This window comes from Paenibacillus sp. J22R98 (assembly GCF_059383835.1).
This window is the reverse complement of record NZ_JBXENW010000014.1, coordinates 46856-58889: the sequence shown is the minus strand read 5'-3', so window position 1 is coordinate 58889 and position 12034 is coordinate 46856. Positions and strand designations below refer to the sequence as shown.

The window sequence follows — 12034 nt, the reverse complement described above, 5'->3', positions numbered from 1 at the left end:
TCTCTGTCTGTTTTAGTTAGTCCGTTCCAGCAGGTACTTGGCGGTGAATTGGTCGGTTATCAGCACATTGGTGTATCTCCCGCGCAGCGCGCCGTAAATGCCGTCGACCTTGCGGATGCCGCCTGCTACCAGAATGGATTTTTCTTTCTTCTTCAGATCCTCGAGATCAATCCCGATCGTGCGCTGATTCAGCTCTTGCGAGCAGATCACACCATCCAGATTGAAGTATCGCGAGCAAATATCGCCCGCGCCCTTCTCGAAGATCATCCGAAGCTCGTTCTCGTTAAAATAATTCGCTTTAATCAAAACGGAATCTTCCGTCGGCGCCCCCACCGTCACAATCGCGATGTTGGCCTTCTTGCCCAGCTCCAATATATTCTGGATATGGCGATCCGTTTCAATCGTCTTCTTCACAACGGGGTGATCGACGATCGCAGGCAGAGGAATAAAGTACGGGACCGTATGGAGCGCTTTACCGAACAAGTTCACAATCTCATACGCGTAAGTGTTCGTCTCGGAATGGCTGACGCCGCCGTTTAACTGTACGACCTTGACGTCCTTGACATGTTTATCCTGCAGGTTAAGCGCAACCTCATACAGTGTAGTTCCCCAAGTGGTGGCGACGATATCGCCGTCCTTGATGATTTTGTCCACGTACTTCGCCGCTGCCGGGCCTAAGTACTTCTTGACCACGGCATCCTCATAATGCGGCACATTGACGATGATGACTTTCTTGAGCCCGAACTTTCGCTCGATTTGACATGCGAGAAGGTCGTTGTTTTCCAGCGGATCGACGATGCTGATAATCACATAGCCTTCTTCTTTAGCTTGTTGGATGAAGCGACTTACAGTAGGTCTGGATACCCCGAGCTGCTTGGCAATTTCCTGCTGGCTGTAGTCCAGTTGATAGTACATCCGGACCGCATCCAGCATTTTTCCCCTTTTATCATCTGAACGTTCTTCATGCACTGGCTCTCAACACTCCCCTGTCAATAGCTCACTGACTCTTCATCAACGTTTGCCCGAATCGAATACCTCCCCTGCAGCCTTAGGTGCTTGTGATGTTTTGGAGAACAGAACCAGCGCGATCAATGTCACGACATATGGGAACACCTTAAGGATAATCGGCGGAAATGAAGCAAAAGCCGGAATAACCTGCGATACGTTGGCTACTGTGCTTGCAAAGCCGAAGAACAAAGTTGCAGCCAAAATGCCGATCGGACGCCATTGTCCGAAGATCAAGGCCGCTAGTGCCAAGAAACCGAGACCGGAAACCGTCCCCGTGAATTCGCCGGCGATCGTAACCAGATGGATGCCGCCACCCAATCCTGCGAAAGCACCGGAAATTAACACGCCGATATAGCGCATTTTCCGTACATTAACGCCTGCTGCCTCTGCTGCTTGCGGATATTCGCCGCAAGAACGCAACCGCAGGCCGAAGGCCGTTTTTCTCAGAATCAAGGAACTGAGAAGGACGACGAGCAAGATCAGCCATGTCGTCCAATACGTCTTCGTGAAGAGCAGCGGTCCCAGAATTGGAATATCCGATAGTCCCGGCACATTGAACGGCGGGAAACCGCCCGCAAGGCGGATATTACCGCTGCCCGTGATGTTACGTGAAAGGAACACCGTAAGGGCTCCTGCAATCATATTAATCGCCGTACCGCTGATAACCTGATTCGCACTTAGATGTATACTTGCGAAAGCATGCAGCAGCGAGAAGAGCGTCCCTGCCACGATCGCCACCAGGAGTCCGATCCAGATCGATGCAATTTGATGATCCGGCCAAGCCGTCTGCAGCTTATACATCGTGAAGGCCGATGCGAAGGAGCCAATAACCATGAGCCCTTCCAAGCCGATATTCACGACACCGCTTCGTTCGCTGAACAATCCGCCAAGCGCCGTAATGAGCAGCGGAATCGTAAACATGATCGCATACGGGAATATTTGTTGAATCGTTGTCCACATACGCTACACCTTCTCCTTTCCGCTAACCGCTCCGTTTGCAGCCGCCGCTTTGCGTTTGGACATCATTCGCGTAATGAGTTTGTCCATTAGTACGCTTGTTGCGGCGAAGTAGATAATGATCGCAATAATGGAATCCGCAATTTCCGGCGGAATCTCGGTCATCGCATTCATGAAGCCGCGGCCGGAGTACAAGAGACCGAAGAACAGCGCAGATAACAATACACCGATCGGCGAGTTGGCACCAAGAAGCGCAACCGCGATACCATCGTAACCCTGCGTCGGTAATACACCGATCTGGATGTTGTTTCCGTTGCCTGCATATTGCGCCAAACCGCCAAGTCCGGCGAGCGCGCCGGAAATCAGCATGGACGTGATGATGCTGCGATTAACGCCGATCCCCGCATATTCAGCAGAGTGACGATTGTAGCCAACCGCTTTGAGCTCGTAGCCGAGCGTTGTTTTGTTGATAATGAAAGCAATGATGATCACGACAATCACCGCAAGGAACAAACCCAAGTTTACATAGGAGCCGCCGAACATATCGGATAGGAAGGCCGCCTTCAACGTAGCCTTATCGGCAAGCGAGCGAGATTCCGTCTCGATTTGCTCCGCCTTCAGATAAGCCGGAACCGCATAATAGATCGTCCAATAAGCGATCCAGTTCATCATAATCGTGGATACAACTTCATGTACGTTGAATCTTGCCTTGAGCAGCCCCGGAATAAAGGCCCAAACTGCGCCGCCAAGAATAGCGGCAATGATCATGAGCAGCAGAAGCAGCGGCCTTGAGGTGTCGATATTAAGGCCCACTGCCGACGCGCAGAAGCCGCCGAACAGCATCTGGCCTGCTGCTCCGATATTAAACAAACCTGTACGGAACGCGAAAGCAACCGACAGCCCCGTGAAGATAAGCGGAGTTCCCGTCGCGAGCGTATCACCGAAGCGAGACGAGCTTTTGAGGCCGCCCTCAAAGAGGTACCTGTAGCCCTCAATTGGCTGATGACCTGTCACGGCCATCAGGATTGCGCCCCCAATTAAGCCGAACAGCACCGCACATAGGGATATAATGATATTTCTCATTGGTCTCCCCCATTTCCAACGCCGGCCATCATCAGGCCGATATCGTTCTCGTTCGTTTCGGACGCATTGACGACGCCGATCAATTCTCCGTTATTGAGTACCGCAATGCGGTCTGACACGTTAAGCACCTCGTCAAGCTCCAGCGAGATGAGCAGCACAGCTTTGCCTCTGTTCCGGTGCTCGATCAATCGCTTGTGAATATATTCGATCGATCCCACATCTAGACCGCGCGTAGGCTGAACCGCGATTAACAGACCCGGATCAAGTTCAATCTCACGCCCGATGATCGCCTTTTGCTGGTTACCTCCGGATAACGATCGCGATATGGAAAGGGGTCCTCTGCCTGAACGCACATCGAAGCTCTCCAGAATGCCGCTCGCATATTTGCGAATAGCAGCCTTGTTCAAGATGCCCCGCTTCGAGAATGGCTTGCGGTTATACACCTGCAAAATCATATTCTCTTCGAGCGTGTAGTCCAGCACCAGCCCGCGTTTCTGACGGTCTTCCGGGATATGCGCAATGCCCTTCTGAATCCGGCCTCGGATCGATTCGCGCGTAATGTCGTGTCCATCGATCTCAATCCGTCCGCTTTCGACTTTGCGCAGACCTGTAATCGCTTCCACTAGCTCCGTTTGCCCGTTGCCTTCTACGCCGGCGATACCGACGATTTCTCCTGCCCGAACTTCCAGCGAGAAGTTTTTGAGCCCGGGTACGTTTTTATTATTATTCACGGTGAGCCCATCCAGCTTCAGGATCACTTCGCCTGGCCGACTACCTTCTTTTTCAACTTTAAACGAGACATTGCGTCCAACCATCATCTCAGCCATCTTGAGTTCGCTCGTTGCCGCGACGTCAACCGAACCGATTGTTTTGCCGCGGCGGATGACCGTACACCGATTAGCTACCGCCTTAATTTCCTTCAGCTTATGCGTGATCAGAATGATCGACTTGCCTTCAGCGACCAAGCTCAGCATGATTTTGCCCAATTCTTCAATTTCCTGCGGCGTCAGAACGGCAGACGGCTCATCAAGAATAAGCACTTCCGCATCCCGATACAGCATCTTCAAGATTTCCACGCGCTGCTGCATGCCAACCGAAATATCCTCAATCTTCGCATGAGGATCCACATTCAAGCCATAACGCTTCGAGAGCTCCTCGATACGGCGAGCTGCTCCATTGATGTTTAGCACGAGACCTTTTTTAAGTTCATTGCCGAGAATGATATTTTCGGTAACGGTAAAATTGCTGACCAGCTTAAAATGCTGGTGAACCATGCCGATGCCAAGCTTGTTTGCTACGTTCGGGTTTGCGATCTTGACTTGCTCGCCATTGATCTTAATCGTACCGCGGTCCGGCTGATACATCCCAAATAGGATGCTCATAAGCGTCGACTTACCGGCCCCGTTCTCTCCGAGCAAAGCATGAATCTCGCCTTTGCGCAGCTGGAGCGTAATATCGTCATTAGCCACGACTCCCGGAAACTCCTTGTGAATATTCAACATTTCCACTACAAATTCCATACGATAGGCTCCTTTACCTAAGTGATCGTAAGGGTAAAGCTGATTCATTCTATAATGGTAAAAAGAGACGGAGCGTCCCGTCTCTTCTTAGAATTAAGGTTTATCGCGAAAAGTTCTTACTTGATAAGGCTGCCTTTTTCAGCTGCTACTTTGATATCGCCGCTTTTCATTTTCGCTGTGATATCGGAAACAGTTGTCATGGTTTCTGCGCTAAGGTTCGGGTTCTCTGCTGGCAAGCCAACGCCGTCGTTCTTGATGTCGAACGTCAATGTTTGGCCGCCTGGGAATGTACCGTCTTGCTCAGCTTTCATCATGTCAAAGGATGCGGAGCTAACTTTCTTCATAGCGGAAGTGATGATGACGGATTTGTCGCCTTCATACACGCCGTCTTTGAATTGGTCGCCGTCTACGCCAACGATCCATACTTCTTTACCTGCTTTAGCGCGAGTCTTAGCTTCGTTGATTGCGCCAACGCCTACGCCGCCTGCTGCCGTGAAGATTACTTTAACGCCGCGGTCATACATTTGAGCTGCCAATTGGCCGCCTGCCGCTACGTTGTCGAAGCTGCCTTGGTAAACTACGTTTTCCGCTTTAAGCGAAATTTTAGTGCCCAGGTTGTCATTCGCGTATTTCACGCCTTGCTGGAAGCCCCAGTTGAACTTCTGTACAGCCGGAATTTCCATACCGCCGATGAAGCCTGCTTCGCCTTCTTTCAATTGAACCGCAGTTGCTACGCCAGCGATGAAGCCGGACTCATGCTCTGCGAAGAAGATTGATACTGTGTTATCTTTCACAACCGGTGTGAAGTCGTCAGCAGTATGAGGAGCGCCGTCGATCAGAACGAATTTTGCGTCTTTATATTTATCTTGTGCCGCAAAGATCGCTGTTTCGAATTTGAAGCCCGGTGCAACGATGACTTTGAAGCCAGCGTCGTACAGGTTGCCGATTTCCTTCAGGTAGTCAGCTTCCGTTGTGCCAGCCGGTTTCAAGTATTTCGAATCTACGCCAAGCTCTTTCGTTGCGCGCTGCAAGCCTTCCCATGTACCTTGGTTAAACGATTTGTCATCGATCGTACCGGAGTCCGTAACCATACCCGCTTTAAAGGAAGCTTTGGTGCCTTCATTTGTACCTGCGTTCCCACCTGCATTGTTAGTGTTGTTGTTCTTGCTTCCACAACCTACGACCATTGCAAATGCCAGCATACAAATCACGATTGTTACTAAACTTTTCTTCATGGTATTCTACTCCTCATTTCCATATTTAGTTTACTGCTAACCCCAGTCTGAACATTTGTAAAAAACCTGTTTTAGCATTTGTTTGACCTTTATCAAATATACGGTGATTTGAGATTTTTGTAAACTAGTTTTGCGGATTAAATCCAGTGTCTCTACCTTGATATGTAACGTTTTCTCACACTTATGTCACATCTCATTCTATTCACGTATAGCATTCCCATTACGAATAAATTCTTCCATATTTTTTGGTTCGAAATTGATTTTTTTCGCCCTTCGCTGTCAGATGAAGCCTTATTCAAACACGAACAGCCATAAATGGCAGAAAGACAAGCCGCGGAAATGCAGCTCGTTCCCCCTCAATACGACAAAATAACAAAAAATACCACTTTTTCTTTACTAGTTTAACGCGTTTCCGCAATCTTGTCCATGTAACATTATCTTGTTCGTTTCTTCATTTGCCGTTAAACTTTAACCTATCTTCCTCAGGAGGTTCTACCTGCATGACATCCGCTCGATCCTTATTGTTCGTTTATATTCTGAATCAATCGCTGCACTGGTTCATTATCGGCTTGATTCTGCCCGTCTCCAGCTTGTTCATGTTAGATAAGGGACTAAATCTGCAAGAAATCGGGCTAATTTTCGCCGTTTCCTCGGCGGCAGTGCTGCTGCTCGAGCTGCCGACAGGCGGATTATCGGATGCGCTGGGTCGTAAGCGAGTATACCTGATCTCCTTGCTCTTCATGCTGGGAGCGGTGCTCCTCGTCATGGTTTCATGGAATCTTATTACGCTCATGCTTGGTTATGTACTGTTCGGCGCAGCAAGAGCACTCTCCTCAGGCTCCATCGATGCATGGTTCGTTGATGAATACAACCGAATCGAGCCCGAAGGCGACTTGAGCAGCAAGCTGGCGAAAGCAGGCATCTTCATCCCGCTTGCCATGGGAATCAGCGCTCTTGCCGGGGGCTGGCTGCCTGATTTGCTCGGACCGCTTACTTCGGATTTCGGAGCAGGCATTTACTCCATTAACTTCATTGCCATGGCTGTCATGATCGCCGTGCAGTTCATCCTCACTGCGAAGCTGGTGGTGGAGCAAATTCACGAGAGCAGATCGATGAACATGCTAAGCGGTTTCCGCCAGCTGCCTCAGCTTGTCGCTGATGCTGTGCAATACGGATTTAAGCAGCTTGCCGTACTCCTGCTTCTGATAACGACATTCGCATGGGGTTTCGCCTTCTCCGGTCTCGAAACCTACTGGCAGCCGCAGGTGAAGAACATGCTCGGCCCCGATTCCGCCACCTGGCAGTTCGGTCTGCTGACAGCCGGCTACTTCTTATCCGCATCTGCTGGGAGCTTGCTCTTCTCGCCGCTGTCCAAGCTGCTGCGTGTACCCGTAACGGCATTACTATTCGGATCACGCTCAGCGCTCGGCATCCTGTTCCTTATCCTTGCTGCACAGCATGGCGTAGCAGGCTTCACGGCTTTCTACTTCATCTTGTTCATGAGCAACGGCATTGCCAGTTCACCGGACAGCGCTCTATTCAATCAGCAGCTAAACGAAAACAACCGCTCGACGATGCAGTCTCTTAATTCGTTATTCCTGCAGCTGGGCGGCTTGATTGGCTCCTTCATTCACGGTTTCATCGCGCAGTATGCCTCGATTTCCATCACCTGGTGCGTGGCAGGCGGCGTGCTGATTGCCTCCGCTTTTCTATATCTCAACGTCCGAGAGAACGCGAAAGAACCTATCCGAGCAGTCGGGTAGGTTCTTTTTCTTCCTATGCTTGGTCAGAGCATTCTGCTACTTCGTAATCATTTTATCCATCTGCGCCATGGCATTATCCATCTCTTGAGATAAATCGCTCATCAAAACGCCGATAAATTGCAATCCCTGATCGGAGTATTTCTTAATAAAATCGTGGAATTACGTTCTACAATCTCGTGGCAGTGATTATGCGCGAACAAAAAAGAACCTACCCGGTAGTCGGATAAGTTCTTTGCAGGTTTACGATCAAATCCATCAATCCGTAATATTGCGCGTGTAATACTCGATAATATCTTTACGTCTTATGATGCCAAGGAAGATGCGATCATCATCCACTACCGGTACGAAATTCTGATCGGCTGCTAGGGTTAACATATCGTCCATGAGCGCACCAATTGCGACACACTCGTTATAAATTCTTTTCTTGATGCCGCTCACCGGAATTTCGTGCATATTCTCAAAATTGAGCCCGGCCGTTCCCCGAAGCTTCCACAGGATGTCCCCTTCGGATAAAGTACCAATATATTTGCCTTCCTCATCAATGATCGGAATAGCTGAATAATGGCAGGCTTCCAGCTTCTCAAGTGCATCTTTCATGGTGGCTGAGGTCGTCAGGTAAGACACTTTTTCTTTCGGCAGCAGAAAGAATCCAATTTCCATTACATTAGCTCCTCCTCTGGTTGCGGGTACTAGAGTGTTTTAACCCTAATTCCGCATGATTGAAACACAACCGGAAAACCATTTTTTGCATAAACAATGTGCTGGGCAGCGGCGGAAGGCATCTGACCCGGCAGGGCATACACTAAATGCGATGAACGTTTCCGCATACTCAAGCTTGCCTCTATATGAAGGAGTGATTCCGTATGTTCATGCAAAGTCCGGGTCAAATGCAAAATCCCGGTCAGGCCCAGATTAACATGTCGCTGCAGCAGAAAGCAATGTATCTTACTGGGCGCCCAGTCGGGATCTCCCTGCGCAACGGCCAAGGTGTATCCGGTGTCATCTGCGGCGTACAAGGCGGCGAGGTGTATGTCATGCAATATATGTACGCCTCTCAATTCGCTACATTCCATTATCCGTTTAATCAGATTCAAGATATTTTGCCGTATCCGGCTTGCAGGTAGAGCTAGTTGAAGAGGATGGCAAATGGTTGATCTGCATCAGCCATTTGCCCGCTTCCATATCTGTCACCTATCTCAATTACATAGAGGCTGCTATCGACGTCTCTTTCTTATTTGCAGATAGGGAATGAAGGGCATCATCATTGAAGCCTTTCATGAGGAGCCACACCGCGAGGATCATTTCGTTCGCTGCTACCGGCAGTGCCAGAATACCGCCCCAGAACGAAATTTGTTCAATGACACCGAACATAACGAGCAAGGCGCATGCGAAAACGAGAACTGCCCCTGTCATGCCCAAGATCGGGATAAACCTCGGGACGAGCCTCGATTTATAGAAGATATAACTGTACATCATCGTGTTGATTCCCAGCATGAATAGCGGCCCAAGCAGAAAGGTCCAATCATGAATGGCTGCCAGCAGCGTTCCGGAAACTTGAAACGTGGCCGCATCGACAGCGCCTGCTGCAACAAATTCACGGCTTAACGACACTAGGGACAGTACGCTGATTACGCCGACCGTAATCATAATCGCTTCAAGAAATCGAAAGCATATATGCCACAGCGCGATCGTTTCATTGTATTTTCTGAGAATGGGAAACATGGTGGTTGCCGTACCAATCGCGGAAACGACAAGCATTAATTCCATCACCGCGCCCAGTATCACTTGGTTTGCGTGCTTAGAACCTTGAACCAGGTAATCAGCATTATTTAGAATCGGTTTGTACAAAATAAAAGCAGCGATCATCGATGTAACGGCTGCAAGGATGAACAGGATTCCAACAATCTTGGCAGCTAATTTGGGCGACATTATTTCCCCATCTCCTTTTCTATTCCCCGTAAAAGAAAACCTCTTCCAATGGCAAGCTGAAGGCGTGCGCGATGCGAAAAGCAAGTTCCAGAGACGGGGAGTAATTCCCCTTCTCCAAGGCCACGATGGTTTGTCTGGTTACGCCCACCTTGTCAGCCAATTGCTGCTGTGTCATTTCATCATGGTTGAATCGTAATTTGCGGATGTGATTGCCGACAAGATGCTTACTCATCTTAGACTTATACTCCTCTCCGGTAGTGATAAAGTTTCGTAATGGAGCCGGTCACATCGGATAAGAATCCGCTTGCGATCAGAATCACAAACATCACCTGTGACGGCTGATCCAAGACCAGTGACCCCATTGCAAGCAGAAAACCGAGGATAAACACGAAGAAAGAAATCCGGTTCGACTTGAGGTCAATCAGTTTATCCAGCTCATCCGCGAATGCCGGCTCTTTCTCGTTGGTGGTGATTCTGAAGATGATGTTGAAAATAATGCTGACCAGAATATGAGCAACGATGGAGACTACCATGAGGATAAGGACGAACGAGCCCCAATAATGAAAGGTTTCCTCCGCTTCAAGCCCGGCTTCGGGGTACTGCGCATACATGTACAAGCAATAGAAGCCGAAAATGACAATGGTGCTGATCAACGAAACGATGCTCTTCTTCTCTTGGTAAGTCATGGATTTGCCTCCTGTTTATAATCTTCCCCAAACAAAGTAAATGATGATATACATAATGTAATCAAAACCAATCATTATGTCAAGTAAACTATACATTAAATAGGCAGCTATTCCAGCTTCCTAAGCAATCATCAAATAATAAGTCTTTGTAAGCGGTCTATGAATAAGGCATAATTGAAATGATTATAGCGCTTATACTTACCGCGGATAGGCTGGGGGAACGCCGATGTACAAAGTTATTATTGTGGATGATGAAGCGGTTGTCCGGGTCGGATTGAAAAATACGATTAACTGGAACGAGCATGGCTTTGAATTGATTGGCGATTATGCGAACGGCCGCGAAGCATGGGAAGCGGTCGAGCAGCACAAGCCGGAGCTTGTCATCTCGGACATCAGCATGCCTTTCATGGACGGACTTGAGTTGGCCGGATTGATCTCTACGCAATTTCCTTATATTAAAATGATTATATTAACGGGCTATGACGAATTCGAATATGCGCAGCAAGCGATCAGACTGAAGGTCTCCGATTTCATCCTGAAGCCGATTACGGCCAATGAAATTCGCTCCCTGCTCGATCGCGTCAAGAAAGAAATGGACGAAGAGACCAAGCACCGTGAAGATCTCGGGCGCTTAAAGAGCCAGTTGAACCAGAGCCTTCCGCTGCTTAGAGAGCGGTTCCTCGAACGCCTGGTCGCCGTAGGACTCAATTATGAGGAAATCACCGAACGTTTCTCCTATTTCGGTATTCCCGCGCCACCACCGCTTCATGTTGTTCTAATTGTCGATATCGATGATTTTGGCGACCGGGAGCTTCACTCGTACGAGCATGATGTGGAGTTTCTGCGGTTTGCCGCTTTTGATATATTCAAAGAAACGCTCGAACGCGAGGGCGTTATGCTCTTCCGTACGAGGGAGGAACGAATGGTTGCCATTATATCCGGTCAGGATGACGAAAGCTTGCTCTACGAGCAGGTCTATTCCCTGGCGGAGCAAGTAAGGCACCATATCGAGAAGTACTTGAAGTTTACCGTCACGATCGGCATCGGACGCGCCTGCGCCAACCTGGAACAGCTGCCGGAATCTTATAAGAGCGCGCTTTCCGTATTGGATTACCGCTTCTTGCTCGGCAAGAACCGAGTGCTTAGCATTCTGGATATGGAAGGTAAACCCTCCATTCCGCTGCCTCCTCAGCTCGATTGGGACCGCAAGCTGGCTTCCGCCGTTAAGAGGGGCTCTGCCCAGGAAGCTTTTCAGCTTATCGAGAACGGTGTCGCGGAGCTGAAATCTTCCCTTGCTCCAATTGAAGCCTGTTTTCTGCAAATGCAGAAGGTAGTGCTGTCCTTGATGAACTCGATCCAAGAGCTGGTCGCTCACGATCCGGAAGCTTCCTTCGACCGGCAAATGAGGCTCATGGACGTTTATGGACTCAAGACCTTGGATGAGGTCGAGATCTGGTTAAAGGATGTTGTGCGTTCCGTGATGTCCACAATTGCCGATAACCGCAGTCATTTGACGAACATGCAGATTCACCAGGCCGTGGAATATATCGAGACGAACTACGCCAACGATAAAATGTCGCTGCAGGACATCTGCCGCCACGTCTTGATGAGCACCAGTTATTTCAGTCTCGTCTTCAAGCAGCATACAGGTGAAACGTACATTGAATATTTGACCGGGGTACGCATTGCAAGGGCGAAAGAGCTCCTTCATCATACAACGATGAAATTCTATGAAATTGCCGAACAGGTCGGCTATAAGGACCCGAATTATTTCAGCATTCTGTTCAAGAAACATACGGGCATAACCCCGAAGGACTTCAGAGAGAAGCAGCTTAAGGAGAGCGGAAACTAAC

Annotated in this window: 12 protein-coding genes; 3 read left to right on the top strand and 9 right to left on the bottom strand. The window is 49.2% G+C overall.

All coding sequences use genetic code 11. The features are described from left to right. Positions 1 to 12 precede the first annotated feature (12 nt). The 5 genes from deoR to AC50Y3_RS27950 form a co-directional block, all read right to left on the bottom strand. Positions 13 to 969: a DNA-binding transcriptional repressor DeoR gene (gene deoR, locus AC50Y3_RS27970; RefSeq protein ID WP_494821987.1), complete on the bottom strand. Its 957-nt coding sequence runs from the start codon at positions 967 to 969 to the stop codon at positions 13 to 15. Between the two features lie 42 nt (positions 970 to 1011). After that, the gene (locus AC50Y3_RS27965; RefSeq protein WP_494821986.1) at positions 1012 to 1968 is read right to left on the bottom strand and encodes an ABC transporter permease; all 957 of its coding nucleotides are present in this window, start codon (positions 1966 to 1968) and stop codon (positions 1012 to 1014) included. 3 nt (positions 1969 to 1971) lie between these two features. After that, the gene (locus AC50Y3_RS27960) at positions 1972 to 3048 is read right to left on the bottom strand and encodes an ABC transporter permease (protein WP_494821985.1); all 1077 of its coding nucleotides are present in this window, start codon (positions 3046 to 3048) and stop codon (positions 1972 to 1974) included. Then, positions 3045 to 4568 carry an ABC transporter ATP-binding protein gene (locus AC50Y3_RS27955; RefSeq protein WP_494821984.1) on the bottom strand — a complete coding sequence of 508 codons (1524 nt, stop codon included), beginning with the start codon at positions 4566 to 4568 and terminating at the stop codon, positions 3045 to 3047. The genes AC50Y3_RS27960 and AC50Y3_RS27955 overlap by 4 nt, the downstream gene beginning before the upstream one ends. Positions 4569 to 4684: 116 nt before the next feature. Next, complete coding sequence (locus AC50Y3_RS27950) at positions 4685 to 5803, bottom strand: BMP family lipoprotein (protein ID WP_494821983.1); 1119 nt, start codon at positions 5801 to 5803, stop codon at positions 4685 to 4687. A gap of 500 nt (positions 5804 to 6303) precedes the next feature. Here AC50Y3_RS27950 and AC50Y3_RS27945 point away from each other — a divergent pair, with 500 nt between their 5' ends. Continuing rightward, positions 6304 to 7566, top strand: coding sequence for an MFS transporter (locus tag AC50Y3_RS27945; RefSeq protein WP_494821982.1), 1263 nt, complete (start codon positions 6304 to 6306; stop codon positions 7564 to 7566). 255 nt (positions 7567 to 7821) lie between these two features. Here the strand turns inward: AC50Y3_RS27945 and AC50Y3_RS27940 are convergent, their stop codons facing one another. Then, complete coding sequence (locus AC50Y3_RS27940; RefSeq protein ID WP_494821981.1) at positions 7822 to 8226, bottom strand: CBS domain-containing protein; 405 nt, start codon at positions 8224 to 8226, stop codon at positions 7822 to 7824. Positions 8227 to 8483: 257 nt separating this feature from the next. Between AC50Y3_RS27940 and AC50Y3_RS27935 the strand changes: the two genes are divergently transcribed. After that, positions 8484 to 8690 (top strand): hypothetical protein, encoded by a 207-nt coding sequence (locus AC50Y3_RS27935; protein ID WP_494822017.1) that lies wholly within the window; start codon positions 8484 to 8486, stop codon positions 8688 to 8690. Positions 8691 to 8766: 76 nt separating this feature from the next. Here AC50Y3_RS27935 and AC50Y3_RS27930 read toward each other — a convergent pair whose 3' ends face one another. The 3 genes from AC50Y3_RS27930 to AC50Y3_RS27920 are packed head-to-tail and all read right to left on the bottom strand — an operon-like array spanning position 8767 to position 10181. Further along, a complete protein-coding gene (locus AC50Y3_RS27930; RefSeq protein WP_494821980.1) occupies positions 8767 to 9495 on the bottom strand; it encodes a DUF4386 domain-containing protein in 729 nt (242 codons plus the stop codon). Between the two features lie 19 nt (positions 9496 to 9514). Continuing rightward, positions 9515 to 9727, bottom strand: coding sequence for a helix-turn-helix transcriptional regulator (locus AC50Y3_RS27925; protein ID WP_210663636.1), 213 nt, complete (start codon positions 9725 to 9727; stop codon positions 9515 to 9517). Between the two features lie 7 nt (positions 9728 to 9734). Then, the gene (locus AC50Y3_RS27920) at positions 9735 to 10181 is read right to left on the bottom strand and encodes a hypothetical protein (protein ID WP_494821979.1); all 447 of its coding nucleotides are present in this window, start codon (positions 10179 to 10181) and stop codon (positions 9735 to 9737) included. A gap of 226 nt (positions 10182 to 10407) precedes the next feature. On the opposite strand from AC50Y3_RS27920, the gene AC50Y3_RS27915 reads away from it, so the two are divergent. Then, on the top strand, positions 10408 to 12033 hold the full coding sequence (locus AC50Y3_RS27915) for a response regulator transcription factor (RefSeq protein WP_494821978.1): 1626 nt from the start codon (positions 10408 to 10410) through the stop codon (positions 12031 to 12033). Position 12034: the final 1 nt, after the last annotated feature.

Coding starts and splice junctions, on each gene's coding strand:
- AC50Y3_RS27960 (WP_494821985.1), bottom strand. CDS start 3,048: ATGAGAAATATCATTATATCCCTATGTGCGGTGCTGTTCGGCTTAATT.
- AC50Y3_RS27920 (WP_494821979.1), bottom strand. CDS start 10,181: ATGACTTACCAAGAGAAGAAGAGCATCGTTTCGTTGATCAGCACCATT.
- AC50Y3_RS27955 (WP_494821984.1), bottom strand. CDS start 4,568: ATGGAATTTGTAGTGGAAATGTTGAATATTCACAAGGAGTTTCCGGGA.
- AC50Y3_RS27950 (WP_494821983.1), bottom strand. CDS start 5,803: ATGAAGAAAAGTTTAGTAACAATCGTGATTTGTATGCTGGCATTTGCA.
- AC50Y3_RS27930 (WP_494821980.1), bottom strand. CDS start 9,495: ATGTCGCCCAAATTAGCTGCCAAGATTGTTGGAATCCTGTTCATCCTT.
- AC50Y3_RS27935 (WP_494822017.1), top strand. CDS start 8,484: ATGTCGCTGCAGCAGAAAGCAATGTATCTTACTGGGCGCCCAGTCGGG.
- AC50Y3_RS27925 (WP_210663636.1), bottom strand. CDS start 9,727: ATGAGTAAGCATCTTGTCGGCAATCACATCCGCAAATTACGATTCAAC.
- AC50Y3_RS27940 (WP_494821981.1), bottom strand. CDS start 8,226: ATGGAAATTGGATTCTTTCTGCTGCCGAAAGAAAAAGTGTCTTACCTG.
- AC50Y3_RS27965 (WP_494821986.1), bottom strand. CDS start 1,968: ATGTGGACAACGATTCAACAAATATTCCCGTATGCGATCATGTTTACG.
- AC50Y3_RS27945 (WP_494821982.1), top strand. CDS start 6,304: ATGACATCCGCTCGATCCTTATTGTTCGTTTATATTCTGAATCAATCG.
- AC50Y3_RS27915 (WP_494821978.1), top strand. CDS start 10,408: ATGTACAAAGTTATTATTGTGGATGATGAAGCGGTTGTCCGGGTCGGA.